We start from the raw sequence: 18860 nt of genomic DNA, 5'->3' as shown, positions 1-18860 counted from the left end.
ACTACTTAGGCCGTGGCTTTTGCAGCAGCTACTTGCGCAGCAACTTCAGCAGCGAAGTCGTCTTGACGCTTTTCAATACCTTCACCAACAACATACATCGTAAAGCTCTTAATTGTTGTATTTGCAGCTTTCAACATTTGCTCTACTGTTTGCTTGTCGTTCTTAACAAAAGTTTGATTTAACAAAGAAACTTCTTTTAAATACTTTTGAACAGAACCTTCAACCATCTTAGCAACGATGTCAGCAGGTTTACCTGATTCAGCAGCTTTTAATTCAGCAACACTTTTCTCTGTAGCAATTTTGTCAGCAGGAACATCAGCAGCAGACAAAGCAATTGGTTTCATAGCGGCAATATGCATAGCTACATCCTTAGCAGCTGTGTCATCACCGGTATATTCAACCATTACACCAATCCGAGTACCGTGCAAATATGACACTAATTTATTGTCGCCAGCAAAACGTGTAAAGCGACGCAAAGACATATTTTCACCGATACGGCCAATTAACTCAGCACGCACTTCTTCAACTGTTTTGCCAGCATATGGCAAAGCAGATAAAGCAGCTACGTCTGCTGGATTTTTATCAGCAACTAATTGAGCGCAAGCATTGCTTAAAGCTAAGAAATCATCATTTTTGGAAACGAAGTCTGTTTCACAGTTAACTTCAACTAAAGCGCCAGTTGTACCATTGATAAATGCAGTAATCACACCTTCTGCAGTAACTCGAGAAGCGGCTTTACCAGCCTTGCTACCAAGCTTTACACGCAGAATTTCTTCTGCTTTTGCCATATCACCATCAGCTTCAGTCAAGGCTTTTTTGCACTCCATCATCGGAGCATCTGTTTTGGCGCGTAGTTCGCCAACCATTGCAGCAGTAATTGCAGCCATTACTCACCCTTTCCTTCTTCAACGAACTCATCAGCATCGCCTTTAACAGCTTCTAAAACTTGCTGAACAGCATTAGCCTTACCTTCCAAAATGGCATCAGCCATTGCGCGAACGTATAAAGCAACTGCTTTGCTTGAGTCATCGTTACCCGGAATGATGTAATCAACACCTTCAGGTGAATGGTTTGTATCAACAACAGCAATCACAGGAATACCTAATTTCTTAGCTTCTGTAATAGCAATCTTATGGTAGCCAACGTCCACAACAAAAATTGCATCTGGTGTGCCAGCCATATCTTGGATACCACCCAAAGATTTCTCTAATTTTTCGATATCACGGCTAGTTGTTAGAGCCTCTTTCTTAGATAAACGCTCCCAGTCGCCATTTTCGCGAGCTGCAGTCATATCTTTAAGACGTTTGATAGAGCCTTTAACAGTCTTGAAATTTGTTAATGTACCGCCCAACCAACGAGCATCCACATAAGGCATACCAGCACGAGTTGCCTCCTCAGCAATAATCTCTTTTGATTGACGTTTTGTACCTACGAACAAGATTGTTCCACGGTTAGCTGCGATTTGACGCACAACTTTTTGCGCTTCCAAGAACATTGGAAGAGTTTTTTCTAAGTTGATAATATGAATTTTGTTGCGATGACCGAAAATGTATGGGGCCATCTTTGGTGACCAGAAGCGAGTTTGGTGCCCAAAATGGCAACCGGCTTCTAGCATTTGACGCATAGTCACTGACATGTATTTCTCCTAAGGGTTATGTCTAGAACCAAGTCCTGACTGCACTAAAAAGTGCCACCCTGGACGGCTTGGTTCGTTATTCTGCCCAGACCATCTGAACAGTGCGGTTATTCTAACCTAAATTTAGTTATAACGCCATGAAAAATATAGATTTATGCTGGATAATCACGGTATGTCTACAAAAATACCCCCTACAAAAGAAGAGTTTATCGCTGGTATGCGCGAAGCTGGAAAGCTTGCTAGCGAAGTTTTAGATCACGTAACCCCTTACATCAAGTCTGGTGTAACCACGGGGGAATTGGACCGAATTTGCTATGAATATATGGTCAATGAGCAAAAAACAGTACCCGCCCCACTGAATTATCAGCCACCAGGATACCCACCATTTCCAAAGTCTATTTGCACCTCAGTGAATGATGTCATTTGCCACGGAATTCCAGGGGATCGCATTCTAAAAGATGGTGATGTTGTTAACCTGGATATTACGGTGATTACGCAATCTGGCTATTACGGGGATACAAGCAGGATGTTTATGATTGGTGAACCATCAATTATGGCAAAACGGTTATCCCAAATCACCTACGAATGCATGTGGCTAGGCATTGCCCAAGTAAAACCTGGCTGCACTTTGGGAGATATAGGTCATGCAATCCAAACTCATGCCGAAGGTGCAGGTTATTCAGTAGTTAGAGAGTACTGCGGCCATGGTATTGGTCAGGTATTTCATGATGATCCACAAATTGTTCATTACGGCAAACCTGGTATGGGTGAGAAGCTTCACGAAGGCATGACTTTTACTATTGAGCCCATGATTAACGCTGGTAAAAGAGATATTCGTACGATGCCTGATCAATGGACGGTTAAAACGAAAGATCGCAGCTTGTCAGCCCAATGGGAGCATACCTGTTTAGTAACGGCTACAGGTGTAGAAGTTTTAACTTATTCAGCTGGCAACCCTCCACCGCCTGCATGTGTTGAAGGCCTTAAATTTAGACCTTAAAGACCAATAAGATGGATTCTTTTGCTAGCTTAAAAAATCTTCGACAAGAGAAATTCGACCAATTTAAGTTGGATTTAAATGTTAAAAAACTAACAAAAGATATTTGCAAGCTAACCGATCAGCAATTATTGATTGCATGGAATGAGAATAATCTCAATCAATATGCTTCCCTGATTGCTGTTGGAGGCTTTGGGCGTGCCGAATTATTCCCTTATTCCGATGTAGATATTCTTGTTTTAATATCTGATAACTTAACGGATACACAGTTATCAGAAATTAACCCTCAAATTGAGTCATTTATTACCCGCTGTTGGGATTTAGGTTTAGAAATTGGTTCTTCTGTTAGGACTACTCAAGAGTGTTTACAAGAAGCTGCTGCAGATATTACGGTTAGAACTTCTTTACTAGAATCTCGCTGGATTGGCGGCAATAAAAAAAATTACAAAAAATTTCTGTCTGAATATGACTTAGCTATGGATGCCAAAGCTTTTTATCAGGCTAAATTATTAGAACTTCGGCAGCGGCATCATAGGTACAACGACACTCCCTACTCCTTAGAACCTAACTGCAAAGAGAGTCCAGGTGGCTTAAGAGATTTACAGGTTATTTTATGGATGACGAAAGCTGCAAAGCTAGGGAACAGTTTTGCTGACTTACATAAAAAAGGCTTACTGACAAAACACGAAGCCCTCACGATTAATCGAAACTTAACTTTTCTTAAAACCCTAAGGACGCAATTGCATCTTGTTGCAAAAAGACGGCAAGATGTTTTGGTCTTCGATTTGCAAACACAGCTAGCTGAAGCATTTGGACTTGAATCTGAGCCAGGCACACGTGCTAGTGAAAAAATTATGAAGCGCTACTATTGGGCGGCCAAAGCAGTAACTCAGCTCAATGAGATCTTGTTACAAAATATTGAAGCCATTCTGTTCCCTAAAGAGTCTAGAAGAACTCGCCCAGTATCTGAGTATTTTGTTGAAAAACAAGGGCTGTTGGACATCATTGACCCGCTTCTCTTTGAAAAACAACCCGAACAAATTTTACGAGCCTTCTTACTTTTAACAAAGACTAGTGGCGTTAAAGGTTTTTCAACTCAAATTTTGAGAGGGTTATATAACGCTCGTAGTTTGATGAATGCAAGTTGGAGAAAGAATCCGGAAAATCGCCAATGCTTTCTTGAGATTATCAAACAGCCAGATGGTGTTACTCAGGCATTTAGGTTAATGAATCAAACAAGTGTTCTAGGGCGTTATTTACCCGCCTTCAGGAAAATTGTTGGCCAAATGCAGCATGATTTATTTCATGTTTATACAGTTGACCAGCATATATTGATGGTTCTAAGAAATGTTAGAAGATTTTCCGTTGTTGAACACACACATGAATTTCCTTTTTGCAGTCAATTAGCAGCTAACTATGACAAGCCTTGGATATTAGTACTTGCCGCTCTATTTCATGACATCGCAAAAGGCCGTGGTGGTGACCATTCGATTCTTGGAAAAACAGATGCAAAATCATTTGCCAAAGATCATGGCTTAAACAAAGAAGATACTGACTTATTGGTATGGCTGGTTGCTGAGCATCTGACGATGAGCCAAATTGCTCAAAAGCAGGATATCAGCGATCCTGATGTTATTCAAGCATTTGCTAAGCGTATCAAAAATGAACGCTACTTAACGGGGCTGTATCTCTTAACTGTTGCGGATGTAAGAGGTACTAGTCCCAAAGTCTGGAATGCTTGGAAAGGCAAACTCCTCGAAGATTTATATAGACTTACTTTGCGAGTTTTAGGTGGTGGTAAACATGACCTTAATTCCGAATTAGAACTAAATCAATCGGAAGCCAAGAAAATATTACGTCTATACGGCCTACAAAGTGATGCTCATGAAAACTTATGGAAACAACTAGACATCCCATTTTTCTTGCGCCATGAACCAAGTGATATTGCATGGTTAACAAGGCACTTATATGGAAGAGTAAATCATGATGAGCCTATTGTAAGAGCCAGGCTATCTCCTGTTGGCGAAGGTTTACAGGTTGCCGTATACGTTAAAGATCAACCAGATTTGTTTGCCAGGATTTGCTCCTACTTTGACCAACAAGGTTTCTCAATTCTAGATGCCAGAATCCATACAACGCAACATGGATATGCATTAGATACTTTCCAAATTTCTGGCACCAATTTGTTAAGAGAAGGCGGGCATTACAGAGATATCATTCAATTAGTCGAACATGGCTTATCGGAAACTCTGAAAATTGCAGCCCCACTTATTACCGCTAGCAAGGGTCGATTGTCACGTCAATCCAGAAGCTTTCCAATTCAACCTAGAGTTAGTTTACGCGCCGATGAACGTGGACAATATTTTGTTTTATCTATTTCGGCCAACGATAGAACTGGCTTGTTATATGCCATAGCAAAAATTTTGGCTGAACATAGTATCTCACTACATACGGCGCGCATTAATACATTAGGTGAACGTGTTGAGGACGTATTCCTGCTTGATGGCAAAAACTTATCTAAAGATACAAAAATTCAGGTTGAATTAGAAACAGAAATTCTAGAAGCTTTAGCTGTTTAATAAAGCCAACATTTGTCCCTCATCAATAACAGCAACACCAAGCTCATTCGCTTTTTCAAGTTTGCTACCCGCGTCTTCTCCGGCAACAACATAGGAAGTCTTTGCTGAAACAGAGCCCGCAACTTTGCCACCGGATTTCTCTATCATTGCTTTTGCTTGATCTCTTGATAAAGTTGGTAAGGTGCCGGTTAATACAAATGTTTTACCTTGTATAGCAGGATTTATTTCTGAAACCTCAACCTCCAAAGTAAATCCAACGGCTAGAAGTTGCTCAATAACCTCTCTGTTATGGGCTTCATTTAAAAAATGAATAATGGATTGAGCTACTACGGGGCCTACATCATTAACTTTTAAAAGCGCTTCTTCAGAAGCATCCATTAGCTTATGGATATCGCCGAAATATTTAGCCAAATCTTTTGCTGTGCTCTCTCCCACATGGCGAATACCTAATGCGAAAATAAACCTAGCTAAGGTATTGGATTTAGATTTTTCAATTGCTGCGATTAAATTATCAGCAGATTTATCACCCATGCGATCTAAATTAGCTAGCGCCATCAAACCCAACTTATATAAATCAGCTGGAGTTCTCACAATATTTAAATCCACCAATTGATCAACTAACTTATCACCCAAACCTTCGATATCCATGGCACGTCTTTGAGCGAAATGTAATAAAGCCTGTTTGCGCTGTGCTGCACAGAATAGCCCTCCACTACATCTCGCCACTGCCTCATCTATCGGTTTTTCAATATGCGAACCACAAACAGGGCATTGAGTGGGCATTACAAAAGCAACAGCATTCTCAGGCCTTTTTTCTCTTAAAGCAGAAACAATCTCTGGAATAACATCACCAGCACGCCTAACTACAACTGTATCTCCAATATGTACATCTTTACGGCGAACTTCATCCTCATTGTGCAAAGTTGCATTGGTAACAGTCACTCCTCCCACTGTGACAGGGGTCAACCTAGCTACAGGCGTAATAGCACCCGTTCGACCAACTTGAACATCAATACCAAGAACCGTTGTTAAGGCTTCTTGCGCAGGGAATTTATGAGCAATTGCAAATCTTGGCGCGCGCGATACAAACCCTAACTCTTCTTGTTGGGCCCTAGAATTTATTTTATAAACAACGCCATCGATGTCGTATGGTAACTGGTCACGCAATTGACCAATTTCAGCATAAAACCCCATAAGACCTTCAATTGATTTAACTACAGCACGATGCGTGCAAACAGGTAAACCCCATGACTCATATAAGTCCAATAAGCTAGCATGGGTATTAGGAATTATTGATTGAGGCTCGCATTGGCCTACTCCATATGAATAAAACGATAAAGTTCTTTTAGCGGTTATTTTCGGATCAAGCTGACGCAAACTTCCTGCTGCTGCATTACGAGGATTCGCGAAAGTTTTTTCATTATCTTTAATAGCTCTTTGGTTCAATATCTCAAAATCTTTATGAGACATAAAAACCTCACCTCTCACTTCAATGACATCTGGGTGATTACTACCTTTCAACCTTAAAGGAATAGCGCGAATAGTTCTAATATTAGCTGTAACATCCTCTCCACTATATCCATCACCTCTAGTAGCGGCTTGAACTAAAAGCCCTCTTTCATATCGCAAAGAAATAGCCAAGCCATCAAATTTGAGCTCAACTGAATATTCAACATCATTGACTTCTAACCCATCTCTACATCGTCTATCAAAAGCCTCCGCTTCTGAATCTTCTAATGCGTTATTTAAAGATAGCATTGGAACGACATGCTTAACTTCTTGAAATAAATTACTAGCTTGACCACTGACCCTCTGCGATGGTGAGTCTGATGTTACCCACTCAGGATGAGATGACTCTATAGATAACAATTCTCTATATAGTTTGTCATATTCAACATCAGGCAATCTAGGGTTATCTAGAACATAATAAGCATGATCTAGGCTAGCTAACTCCTCCTTCAGCCAAGCATAACGGGCCGAATTTACCATCCTATTTACCTTTAAGAAAAAAGTCGATGGGCTGCAGAGGAGCCAGCAGAAACACCGTGCTGGATCATCGACTGATAAATAGCATTAACCTGAGCCTCAATGGCATTAACTGCTTCAACGATTAATGGTCTACCCGAATCATCTACCAAACTGCCATTTATTGAATCTGCCAATAAATGGGCATCATTCAACATCGTTCTAAATGGATTTATCAATTGAGGAACTTTAGGCAAATCTAAAAGCAAAGTGACAGACTGAATACTTGCCTTATTTAAATCATCACGCAAAAAATTAGATTCATCAGCAATTAAGCTATAAATAACTAAATTATTAATAACTCGATGAAACTGACGGCCATTACGAGATAACTGAAATCCAGCTTTACTTGCTGCATTTTTAATTTCTGCCAAATTCCACATGTTACTTTTTGGAATAATCGTAACGCCTAACTGAATATCACACTGTGCTGCAAATTGATCCAATTGCTGGGCTTCTTTGAGAATATCGTTAACTGGTGGCAAATCAATCTCAGCATCCAAAGCATTAGCAAGAGCTTGGGAGCGAGATGTAAAGTCAGATAAATCAACCACGCCAATAGCGCCTTGTCTATTAGCTAATTGTATGGCTGTCTGTAACTCAAGGTAACTACCATCTACTTTAACGGGTTCCCATAAGGCTTGTGTGCCCGAGGGCTGAGAAATCAAACCCTCACACATCCATGGATACATGGAACTTTTAGGCCATTGGTTTAAATGGCTAATAATTTCTTGACCTGATATAGCTTCTGGCAATCTTAGGGCAATAACGCAATCAATTAAAGAGTCAATTCTATTAACAACAGGAAGTTCTGTTTTAGTTTCAGGTAAATCTAAAACAGGTTCCGTTTTTTCAATTAAACCTAACTCATCTTCATAATTAACATTCAATGATTCGGTGCTAGATAATTCTGTTTTGCGCAAACGTAAAGCGTTGTAAATCATTACAACAACTAATAAGCCAAAGCCAATTAACCCCAGAGATAACTGAAGTTCTGATAAGCCTATAGAAGCCGCAAACTCAGAAAACCCCATCATTAAGCAGCCTCCACCATCGTGGCAGCAGATTCCAAATCAACAGCAACAATTCTAGATACACCCTGCTCTTGCATAGTTACACCGATAAGCTGATGAGCAATTTCCATTGTGATCTTATTATGTGAAATGAACACAAATTGAGTGTTAGCAGACATGCGAGCGACCATATCTGCATATCGTCCAGTATTTGCATCATCCAACGGCGCATCCACCTCATCTAACAAACAGAATGGCGCAGGGTTCAGTTGGAACAATGAGAACACCAAGGCAATCGCAGTGAGCGCTTTCTCTCCGCCCGATAAGAGATGGATAGATGAGTTTTTCTTACCTGGTGGCTGAGCCATTACTTGAACGCCAGAATCAAGAATTTCCTCACCAGTCATGACTAATTTAGCGTTACCACCACCGAATAAATCAGGGAATAGTTTTGCAAAATGTTCATTGACCTGGTCAAAAGTACCTTGGAGCAACTCACGAGTTTCTGAATCAATCTTCTGAATCGCGTCAGTCAATGTATTAATCGCCTCATTCAAGTCAGCAGACTGAGCATCCAAGAATGTTTTACGTTCTTGCGCGCTGGCCAACTCTTCTAACGCCGCCATATTCACTGGGCCTAGAGATTGAATTTCTTGGTTAAGTTTGTTTACTTCAGACTGCAAGCTGCTGACTTTCATTTCTGGAGTTAAGCGCGCCTTAAGTTCTTCAATATTAGCTTCAGCATCCAGCAACATGGTTGCAAATTGCTCCACATTTAAACGAGCAGCTTGTTCTTTAAGTTGCAACTCCATGGCTTTATCGCGAAGAGGTTGCAAGCTGCGCTCAATGACCAAGCGTGACTCATCCCCTTCACGCAAGCGATGAGATATAGCATCCATTTCAGTTCTAGCATTAGCTAAAGCAGCTTCTTTTGCACTTCGTTGAACTAATAAAGACTGTAGTGAGTTTTGAGCAACCTCATCTGACAAGGTATGTAATTCTTCTTGGGAGCTACCTAAGCTAACTTGAATATCCGCAACTTGTTGTTGAGCAGACTGCTGATCTCTAGTGAAATCAGCTATGCGTTGCACAAGCGTACGAGTATTGAATGAAGCTTCGCCAGCCTCACGCTCAGCCAAACGTAAAGCATCTCTAGCTTGTTCTAATGCATGATTAGCAGCCTGATAGTTATCTTGTGCATGAGACAAGCTATCGCCATGAGTGCCTTTTTCTTCTTGTGCTCGATCAAGCTCAGATTGACCACTATCTCTAACTGCCTTCAATTCTTCAGCTTGAGCAGAAAGTTCATGTAGTTCATTGTTAATTTGTTCAGCGCGTGTACGATATTTTTCATCTGCCTGAGCTAGCTGTAAACGTTCTACTTCCAAATTATGGGCTTCGCGTAAAGCTTGCTCTGCAATTTGCCGCGCTTGCTGAGCTTGCTCCTGGGCTTGCTGGTAAGCGTATTGAGTTCTAGATGCTTCGCTTTGAGCCTCATCCAAAATTAATTGTTGAGCTTTAAGTTGTAAATCTAGATTTTCAATTTCTTGGCTACGAGCTAATAATCCAGCTTGCTCAGAATCTTCCGCATATAACTGCAAACCTACACGGCTGACAATATGACCTTCTTTAACCAATAAAACCCCACCTTGAGGTAATTGATCTCTACGACGCATGGCGTCTTCTAGGCTATCAGCAATAAATACATTACCCAACCATTCCTGCATGACCGCACGAATAGCGTTATCTTTAATTTGAACACGGCTAATTAGGCTAGTTAAACCAGCAGGAGTTGTATCTGAAGTTGCAATAGAGTTGGCAGAATAGAATGCCAGTCTTGAAGGCGGTGCATCTTGGGCCAGACGAATAGCTTCATTTAGATCAGCTGCCTGTAAAGCAGTTACACGTTCCCGCAAAACTGCTTCAAAGGCAGTTTCCCAACCTTTTTCAACATGTAAGTCTTGCCAAAGACGTTGCTTATTACTTAACCCTTTTTGCTCCAACCAAGGGCCAACCTTAGCTTGTGCTTGAACTTTCTCTTGAAGCGCTTGCAAAGCACCAAGTCTTGCTTGTGTTTGACTTAAGGCTGCGGAAGATTCCTGAAGTGTTTGCTGAGCAGTATTTCGTGCTGCATCAGACTCTGGAACTTTTACTTGAGCATCTTCAGAAACTTGCTGAGCTTCATCTGCTTTCCGCTGCGCCATCATTTGACGGTCTGTCACGAGATTTAAAGCTTCTGCATCCGGCTTCACCAAACCAGACAAATCTAATTGCAAACGCTCTTGTCGTTGGTGCACTTGGTCTAACTGCTTACCAGAGGCTAAAACTCTTTCAGCAAGACTCGCTAAACGCTGATCGGTTGACGATACAGCTTCACGTGCAGCATCAAGTGCTTTTTGAGCCTCCAAATAAGCAACCTCATTAGCAGGCATTCTCTCTTGAATTGCTTGAAGCGCTTCTAAAAAGCTCTCTTCATTTTCTCTAGCCGCTTCCAAATCAATATTTGCTTGACGAAGTGAATCTGCAGCAGCAAGTTCTTGAGAGCTCCATCGTGATAGTTGTGCTTGTAAATCTGAAATTTGCTGCTGCAATCGCCCGCGAGACTCTTGAACATATCTAATCTCATTTTCAAGCTTGCCAACTTCAGCATTAACTTCATACAACTCACCTTGCGCAGCAGATACCGTATCTTGTGATGCGTAGTGAGCTGCCCTTAATTCCTCTAGCTCTGCTTCAGCATGTCTCAATTTAGCTGTTTGCTCCTCGAGTTGAACTTGCGCATCTCGAATAGCGTTAGCAAATTTTTCCTGCTCTTTACCGGCTTCAGTTTGGCGAACCAACCACAATAATTGTTGTTGCTCCGTCATTTGGACATGAAGCTGCTTATATTTCTCAGCAACCTCTGCTTGCCCCTCTAGTTTTGTTAAGTTTTGCGTTAATTCACGCAAAATATCCTCAACCCTAGTTAAATTCTCTCTTGTATCCTCTAGTCGTGCCTCAGTTTCTTTACGACGCTCTTTGTATTTAGAAACACCCGCAGCTTCTTCCAAGAAAATACGTAGCTCTTCTGGTTTAGCCTCGATGATTCTAGAAATCATGCCCTGACCGATAATCGCATACGCTCTCGGCCCTAAACCTGTCCCTAAAAACATATCATGAATATCTTTGCGGCGAACAGACTGGTTATTAATGTAATAGCTAGAAGCCCCATCTCTAGTTAAAACACGTTTAACCGATAACTCTGCGAAAGTACTCCATTGGCCTGCTGCACGGCCATCCGTGTTGTCAAAAATCAACTCAACACTTGAGCGACCTGCTGGTTTCCTTTGTCCAGAGCCGTTAAAAATAACGTCTTGCATGGATTCGCCACGAAGCTCACTAGCCCTTGATTCCCCCAAAACCCAGCGTACAGCATCGATAATATTAGATTTACCGCATCCATTAGGGCCTACAACGCCAATTAATTGGCCTGGAAGCTCGAAATGAGTAGGGTCTACGAAGGATTTAAATCCTGAAAGTTTGATAGATTTGAGTCGCACGGCTTACTTCTTTTATGTCAATCTTGAGATGATACCAAGGGGCGAGGACTTAGGAGCACTTCCTTACCCCGACCGATATAATCATGCACTAATAGATAGTATTTTTAAAGGAAAAAGAACTTATGACAACGTTACAGAACATTATCGATCAAGCTTGGGAAGATCGCGCTAATTTATCCCCTTCTGCAGCCCCTGCAGCAGTCCGCGATGCAGTTTCTCAAGTATTAGCTGGCTTAAATGACGGCTCTATTCGTGTTGCTGAACGTGAATCTGTTGGTAAATGGCATGTCAACCAATGGGTTAAAAAGGCAGTATTAATCTCATTCAGACTAGAAGACAATCAAGTGATGTCGGCTGATGGAAAAGGTGGTTTTCCTCAGTTTTATGACAAAGTGCCAACTAAATTTGCCAATTACACTTCTGAAGACTTTGCTAAAGGCGGTTTTCGTGTGGTTCCGCCAGCAACCGCTCGTCGCGGCTCATTCATTGGTAAAAATGTTGTTTTAATGCCCTCTTACGTCAATATTGGCGCTTATGTAGATGAAGGCTCAATGGTCGATACATGGGCTACCGTTGGTTCTTGCGCACAAATTGGCAAGAATGTTCATCTATCAGGTGGCGTCGGTATTGGTGGGGTGCTGGAGCCTGTTCAAGCAGGCCCAGTCATTATTGAAGACAACTGCTTTATTGGCGCACGTTCTGAAGTTGTTGAAGGTGTGGTTATTGAAGAAAACGCCGTTCTTTCAATGGGTGTTTATATTGGTCAAAGCACCAAGATTTATGACCGTGAAACTGGTGAAGTTCACTATGGTCGTGTACCAGCTGGTTCGGTAGTCGTTCCTGGCTCTCTACCATCTGCTTGTGGAAAATACAGCCTATATGCAGCTGTCATTGTTAAGAAAGTTGATGCTCAAACTCGTGCTAAAACAGCTATCAATGACCTATTACGCGACTAAGCAACTACTTAATAAAGACATTCTGTGAGTAAACATCCTACCCTTGCTTTAACTGAAGCATTAATAGCGCAACATTCAGTTACCCCTGCTGATGGCGGCTGCCAAGAATTAATAGCCAGCCGCTTAAAGCCTCTCGGGTTCGAATGTGAAACTATTATTAGCGGCCCAGATCATTTTCGGGTAACTAATCTTTGGGCGGTTAAACGCGGAACCAAGGGTAAAGATGGTAAGTTACTAAGTTTTGCAGGCCATACAGATGTTGTGCCCACAGGACCATTAGATAAATGGTCATCAGATCCCTTTACACCCACCCATAAAAATGGCTTGTTATATGGTCGTGGTGCTGCAGACATGAAAACATCTCTAGCTGCATTTGTTGTTGCTAGCGAAGAATTTATTGCCAGCAACCCTAACCATCAGGGCTCTATCGCATTTCTTTTAACAAGCGATGAAGAAGGCCCTGCTCATGACGGGACCGTTATTGTTTGCAATGAACTAAAAAAACGTGGTGAACGATTAGATTACTGTGTTGTTGGCGAGCCAACATCGGTAGATCAGCTTGGCGACACTATTAAAAATGGCCGCCGAGGATCTCTTTCTGGAAAGCTAAAAATTATGGGGGTTCAAGGCCATATTGCTTACCCTCATCTAGCAAAAAATCCCATCCATTTGATGGCTCCCGCTCTAGCGGAAATAGCTTCAATAACTTGGGATCAAGGTAATGAACATTTCCCACCCACAACATGGCAGGTATCAAATATTCATGCTGGTACGGGCGCAACCAATGTTATTCCCGGCGAAATTATTATTGATTTCAACTTTAGATTTTCTACAGCTAGTACTGCTGAAGGGCTAAAAACCATTCTAGAAGATGTACTAAAAAAACATCAACTTCACTACACCATCGACTGGAATTTGGGTGGTGAGCCATTCTTGACAGAACCAGGAGACTTATCTGTAGCCCTGCAAAAGTCAATTAAAGATTCAACAGGTATAGAAGCGGTACTATCCACCACAGGCGGCACTAGCGATGGCAGATTTATAGCGAAAATATGTCCACAAGTTATTGAGTTTGGCCCCCGCAATGAGAGCATCCATAAGATTGATGAACATATTGCTTTATCTGATATTGAGCCATTAAAGAATGTCTATAAAGGTGTTCTAGAAAAGCTTATTGCTTAAAACTATGGGCCCCTCTTACTCGCTAGAAACTCTCTGGAAAGAAGTAACTCAGAAATTAGATGCCGCAGGACTTAGCTTTGGTCATGGGGCTATCAATGCTGAATCTGAGGCTTTATGGATCATCTCCACCGCCCTTGGCTATCCACCCGAAGACACATTAGATGCTTTAGATACAAATATCTCCCAAGATCTTAAAAATCAAATTGATGCTTGGGTGAATGAACGCGTAAAAACTCGTCAGCCACTCGCATATATTTTGGGAGAAGCCTGGTTAATGGGCGTTCCGTTTTATTGTGACGATCGAAGTATTGTGCCTAGATCTTTTATTGCTGAATTAATTGTTGATGGGCATCTTGAACATTGGATTCCGCCAAACGGAAAAGTATTGGACTTATGTACTGGCAATGGTTCTTTGGCTATTTTAATGGCTCTTTCTTGCCCTGATGTGCAAGTATCAGCTACAGACTTAAGTCTACAAGCGCTTTCTTTGGCGGCTAAAAATTTAGACCGCCATAACTTAACAGAGCAAATTGAAGTTTTTCAAGGTGATCTTTTTGAAAGCATCCCTACGCTATCTGAAGATCAGAAATTTGATTTAATCATTTGCAACCCACCTTATGTTAACGATGAAACAATGGCCAATCTGCCTAAGGAATATCATGCAGAACCCGAGATATCTCTAGCTGGCGGACTCGATGGTATGGATATTATTCGGCGCATCATTGCTAATGCCAAAGAGTATCTTGCAGATGATGGAGCTTTAGTATTAGAAATTGGTAATGAGGCCTCTAATTTTATGAAAGCCTTTCCTGAGATTCCTGTTACTTGGCTTGAAGTATCAGCAGGAGATGATCAGGTTCTATTGATTCAAAGCGAAGACTTGTAGCAAATCAAGTGTTACAGATTCCGAGCGGCATCCATTGCCTCATCTATACGATCGACTGCAATAACTTTAATACCTGGGATACTTACTTTTGGCGCATTAGCTTTAGGAATAATAGCTAAAGTAAAGCCCAGCTTAGCTGCCTCCTTTAATCGCTCCTGACCTCTTGGGCATGGGCGTATCTCCCCAGCCAAGCCAACTTCACCAAAGACAATAAGTGTTTTGGGAAGTGCTTTATTCTTTAAAGATGAGCCTATGGCCAATAGAATGGCCAAGTCTGCTGCTGGCTCGCTAATTTTTACACCGCCAACAGCATTCAAAAAAACATCTTGGTCAAAGCATGCAATACCAGCATGACGATGTAATACAGCAAGCAACATAGCCAAGCGATGCTGCTCAAGCCCTAATGCTAGGCGCCTTGGATTGGGCACATGAGCTGTGTCAACAAGTGCTTGAACCTCAACCAATAATGGACGACTCCCCTCTTGCGTTACTAACACACAAGAACCGGGAACTATCTGCTCATGTTGAGATAAAAATAAGGCTGATGGGTTAGCAACACCCTTAAGTCCTTTATCAGTCATGGCAAAAACACCAAGCTCATTAACTGCACCAAAACGATTTTTGAAAGCTCTTACCAATCTAAACGAGGAATGTGTATCGCCTTCAAAATATAAGACGGTATCAACAATATGCTCAAGCACTCTTGGCCCAGCAAGGTTGCCCTCTTTAGTCACATGACCAACCATAATCATGCAAACCCCTGTAGCTTTGGCAAGCCTAGTTAATTGAGCAGCACACTCTTTAACTTGAGCGACTGAACCTGGCGCAGAAGTTAATGCTTCAGAATAAATCGTTTGAATTGAGTCAATTACCACCACTGTTGGCCTACTTGATTCAATTGTCACCAATAACTTCTCCAACTGTATCTCAGCTAGAACATCTAGATCCGGCGCTTGAATACCTAGACGCTTAGCTCTTAATGCAATTTGTGAGCCTGATTCCTCGCCACTTATATATAAAACCGAATCGCCCCTGGCACTCATCACAGCAAGTGCTTGAAGCAATAAGGTTGACTTTCCTATTCCAGGGTCACCGCCAATTAAAGCAACTCCTCCAGTAACTAGACCACCACCTAGAACACGATCAAACTCATCAATACCAGTACTTAAGCGTGGTAGATCTTCAGCTTCAATAACAGATAATTTTTGTTTAGGAGCAGCCTTGGCTAGACTTTGAAATCTACTTGTCGAACCCTTTTCTTCAACCGCCTCTTCTAATGTATTCCAAGCATCGCAATTAGGGCACTGCCCCTGCCATTTGGCTGACATCCCACCACAAGATTGACATACATAAACTGATTTAACTTTAGCCATTAGAAAGGTGCCGCCTTTTTGTTTTCCTTCGAACGTTTGTCCGCATCTTCTTTCTTTTTAGCTATGTCAGCCTCTCTTTTTGCCTCTTCAGCCTGTTTAGTTTCGTAGGCTTTTAAATTCTCTTGACGCTTGGCTGCTTTCTCAGCGCTTTCTCTTTGGGCAATACGCTCTTTATCATTCTCATCTTTAATGATTGATTTCAAAAGTCGCTGCCTATCATGCATGGGAATCTCCTGTTCCCGTATCTCTTTAATTTCCTTGCGGTAGTCAAGACGAGCATTTTCCAAACATGAGCTAGTGAAAAATTTGTCGTAGCATTCGTGCTGCGTTTTCTCGAGTCGATATCTAGCCCAATCTTTTTTTAAATTTAATTGATCTTGACGTGCATCAATATCTGCTAACTCTTCCAATTCAGCAGGGCCAGCGGCGGCTAGTAAAGGAGCTACTAACAAAGCCCCTAGCAGCCAAATTTTTATATCATTCATATTGAAACTGTTTATTTTAGACATCAATTTTTGATTCCCAATAGCCCACGATTACTACTACAAAACATCTTTTTTGATTATATGCTTGAGCATGGTATCTAGCCCTCTTTTACCCAAGCTTATCAAGCCAAACTTCAATGCCTTGAGCATTAAGTTCAAGATCAATCTCTAGAAAATCAGCAATTTGGTCCTTGGTAAATCTACAGCCATGTTCATTGAGATGCTTGACATAAATATCTAACAACCCTTTTTTGAGATTCTCACGTCTTTGAACATCTTCTTTTAAACCAATAGCCAAAGATACCATCTCCTCTAACTGTTCAAGAAATAACGACTTAAGCTTTGGAATGTCATCCACACGGCTAAAGTGTGTCGGAAATATACAATCAGGCTTGAGAGCTGCGATTCTTTCAACTGAATCCTTGAGTGCCACAGGGTCAAATTGAATAGGAGTTGTTGTAGGCATCACATACCCACCTTTTTCTGTATCGAACTCTCTATAAGATAAGCCAAATGTATCGCCAGTAAATACGCCTTTAGATTTGGCATCCCAAATAGCAATATGATGTTTCGCATGACCTGGCGTATCTAAACACCGCAATACTCGACTTCCCAAAGGAATTTCAAATCCTTCGCCCGCCTCTGTAATACGCAAGGCATCGATAGGCAACAATGTGCCATAGGCAGCATGAACAGCATCTTCACCATAAACAGCTACCGCTCCTAACCGGAGCGCTGAAGGTTCAATCATATGACGCACACCACGTGAATGAACAATCAATTGAGCATTTGGGCACAAACGCATCATTTCCCCTGCGCCCCCTGCATGGTCTAAATGAATATGAGTCAAGATCACATATCTAACCTCCGCAGGAGTTAAACCCAACTCGACCAATGTTTGAATTAATCGCGGTGCCGAATAATTAGTACCCACATCAATAAAAGCAGCCTCACCCTCATCTAGAATTAGGTAACTCGCATCGAAGCAATCTCGTTTAAAACCAGTATCGACTGTATAAACGCCGTCAGCAACCAATTTCGCAAAGGACAAGGAAGTATTCATAGGGAAATTCTCACATAATTTTCTAGTAGCCCATATACTTTAATCATGAAAAAAGTTTTGGACCACTTATTAAGACAATGGGGCTTAGATTACCTTCAAAACTGGATTGATTTAATCATTCCAGCACTGCAAGTAACTCTTATCATTTTATTTGCTGTAGCCTTGAAGGCATTGGCAAACAAACTAACTAGAGCGCTAGAAGCCCACTTGCGCCAACGTTCTCCCAGTATTGAAGAAAAAAAACGTATTCAAACACTAGCCCGCGTATCGCGCTATATTGTTTCTCTAATTATTTGGGTTGTAGCTATCATGCTCACCCTATCTTCGTTGGGCTTCTCAATTGCACCAATTTTGGCAACAGCTGGTGTTGCTGGTATTGCGGTAGGTTTTGGAGCACAAAGCTTAGTAAAAGACTATTTCACTGGGTTTGTTATGCTGATAGAAAATCAGATACGGCAAGGTGATATTGTTGAGATTGGCAACAAGTCAGGCATGGTAGAGGAAGTCACGCTACGTTATGTACGCCTACGTGATTACGAGGGGGCTGTGCACTACATCCCTAATAGCTATATCAACCTCGTAACTAATAAAAGTAGAACCTTTGCCTATGCTGTCGTTGATATAGGCGTAGCTTACAAAGAGAATCTTGAAAAAGTTTACGCAACCATGAGGGATGTTGCCCAAACGCTTCGAAAAAATCCGACATATAGCCAAATGATCATAGAGGATATTGAAATAGCTGGAGTTGATCAGTTAGGAGACTTTGCAGTAATTATTAAATCCCGCATTAAAGTGGTCGCTCAAGAACAAAATACGGTTCGCAGAGCTTTGTTAGGGGAAATTAAGACAGCTTTCGACCTTGCAGGCATTGAAATCCCATCCCCTGACTATAAAAATCAACGCTAAAGCGATCTCCTTAAGCAAACAATAAGCCTTGCTATTTAGGGTTTTACCTGATATAGTCTCATTTCTCAGACGCGGGATGGAGCAGTCTGGCAGCTCGTCGGGCTCATAACCCGAAGGTCGTAGGTTCAAATCCTACTCCCGCAACCAAATATTAAGCCCTTCATGAATTTGAAGGGCTTTTTTTATTAATAAAATTATTTGGCATACTTAGAGCTTAATT

At 41.6% G+C, this 18860-nt stretch carries 14 protein-coding genes and 1 tRNA gene; 7 read left to right on the top strand and 8 right to left on the bottom strand.

From position 1 onward, the window contains the following. Nucleotides 1-5 precede the first annotated feature (5 nt). Together tsf and rpsB are read right to left on the bottom strand one after the other, a co-directional pair. Complete coding sequence (gene tsf / locus ICV01_RS04500) at nt 6-887, bottom strand: translation elongation factor Ts (protein WP_215289027.1); 882 nt, start codon at nt 885-887, stop codon at nt 6-8. Further along, complete coding sequence (gene rpsB / locus ICV01_RS04495) at nt 887-1636, bottom strand: 30S ribosomal protein S2 (RefSeq protein ID WP_215289025.1); 750 nt, start codon at nt 1634-1636, stop codon at nt 887-889. Before rpsB ends, tsf begins: the two co-directional genes overlap by 1 nt. A gap of 154 nt (nt 1637-1790) precedes the next feature. Between rpsB and map the strand changes: the two genes are divergently transcribed. Together map and ICV01_RS04485 are read left to right on the top strand one after the other, a co-directional pair. Then, on the top strand, nt 1791-2636 hold the full coding sequence (gene map / locus ICV01_RS04490; protein WP_251369393.1) for a type I methionyl aminopeptidase: 846 nt from the start codon (nt 1791-1793) through the stop codon (nt 2634-2636). A gap of 11 nt (nt 2637-2647) precedes the next feature. Beyond that, nucleotides 2648-5212, top strand: a complete 2565-nt coding sequence (locus tag ICV01_RS04485; RefSeq protein WP_215289023.1) for a [protein-PII] uridylyltransferase — start codon at nt 2648-2650, stop codon at nt 5210-5212. Here the strand turns inward: ICV01_RS04485 and ligA are convergent. From ligA to smc, 3 genes are read right to left on the bottom strand one after another with little or no spacing between them, the layout of a single operon-like run. Continuing rightward, nucleotides 5201-7201, bottom strand: a complete 2001-nt coding sequence (gene ligA / locus ICV01_RS04480) for an NAD-dependent DNA ligase LigA (RefSeq protein ID WP_215289022.1) — start codon at nt 7199-7201, stop codon at nt 5201-5203. The genes ICV01_RS04485 and ligA overlap by 12 nt on opposite strands. Before the next feature lie 11 nt (nt 7202-7212). Continuing rightward, complete coding sequence (locus ICV01_RS04475) at nt 7213-8274, bottom strand: cell division protein ZipA C-terminal FtsZ-binding domain-containing protein (RefSeq protein WP_215289020.1); 1062 nt, start codon at nt 8272-8274, stop codon at nt 7213-7215. Further along, entirely contained in the window at nt 8274-11789 is a 3516-nt protein-coding gene (gene smc, locus ICV01_RS04470; RefSeq protein WP_215289019.1) for a chromosome segregation protein SMC, read from the bottom strand. Before smc ends, ICV01_RS04475 begins: the two co-directional genes overlap by 1 nt. Nucleotides 11790-11911: 122 nt before the next feature. Here smc and dapD point away from each other — a divergent pair, with 122 nt between their 5' ends. The 3 genes from dapD to prmB are packed head-to-tail and all read left to right on the top strand — an operon-like array spanning nt 11912 to nt 14813. Beyond that, nucleotides 11912-12745, top strand: a complete 834-nt coding sequence (gene dapD / locus ICV01_RS04465; RefSeq protein WP_215289016.1) for a 2,3,4,5-tetrahydropyridine-2,6-dicarboxylate N-succinyltransferase — start codon at nt 11912-11914, stop codon at nt 12743-12745. A 24-nt stretch (nt 12746-12769) separates the two neighbouring features. Continuing rightward, entirely contained in the window at nt 12770-13927 is a 1158-nt protein-coding gene (gene dapE / locus ICV01_RS04460) for a succinyl-diaminopimelate desuccinylase (RefSeq protein WP_215289014.1), read from the top strand. 4 nt (nt 13928-13931) lie between these two features. After that, entirely contained in the window at nt 13932-14813 is an 882-nt protein-coding gene (gene prmB / locus ICV01_RS04455) for a 50S ribosomal protein L3 N(5)-glutamine methyltransferase (protein WP_215289010.1), read from the top strand. An 11-nt stretch (nt 14814-14824) separates the two neighbouring features. Here the strand turns inward: prmB and radA are convergent, their stop codons facing one another. The 3 genes from radA to ICV01_RS04440 form a co-directional block, all read right to left on the bottom strand. Beyond that, nucleotides 14825-16186, bottom strand: a complete 1362-nt coding sequence (gene radA, locus ICV01_RS04450) for a DNA repair protein RadA (protein WP_215289008.1) — start codon at nt 16184-16186, stop codon at nt 14825-14827. After that, complete coding sequence (locus ICV01_RS04445) at nt 16186-16671, bottom strand: hypothetical protein (protein ID WP_215289000.1); 486 nt, start codon at nt 16669-16671, stop codon at nt 16186-16188. The genes radA and ICV01_RS04445 overlap by 1 nt, the downstream gene beginning before the upstream one ends. Nucleotides 16672-16780: 109 nt before the next feature. Further along, nucleotides 16781-17734 (bottom strand): MBL fold metallo-hydrolase, encoded by a 954-nt coding sequence (locus ICV01_RS04440; protein WP_215288993.1) that lies wholly within the window; start codon nt 17732-17734, stop codon nt 16781-16783. Between the two features lie 45 nt (nt 17735-17779). Here ICV01_RS04440 and ICV01_RS04435 point away from each other — a divergent pair, with 45 nt between their 5' ends. Further along, complete coding sequence (locus ICV01_RS04435) at nt 17780-18640, top strand: mechanosensitive ion channel family protein (RefSeq protein WP_215288992.1); 861 nt, start codon at nt 17780-17782, stop codon at nt 18638-18640. A gap of 70 nt (nt 18641-18710) precedes the next feature. Then, nucleotides 18711-18787 (top strand) — tRNA-Met (locus tag ICV01_RS04430). Nucleotides 18788-18860 lie beyond the last annotated feature (73 nt).

The organism is Polynucleobacter sp. MWH-Spelu-300-X4, assembly GCF_018687515.1.
Classification (GTDB): domain Bacteria; phylum Pseudomonadota; class Gammaproteobacteria; order Burkholderiales; family Burkholderiaceae; genus Polynucleobacter.
Note: the sequence above shows the minus strand (reverse complement) of the source record. Positions and strands in the feature narration are given on the sequence as shown.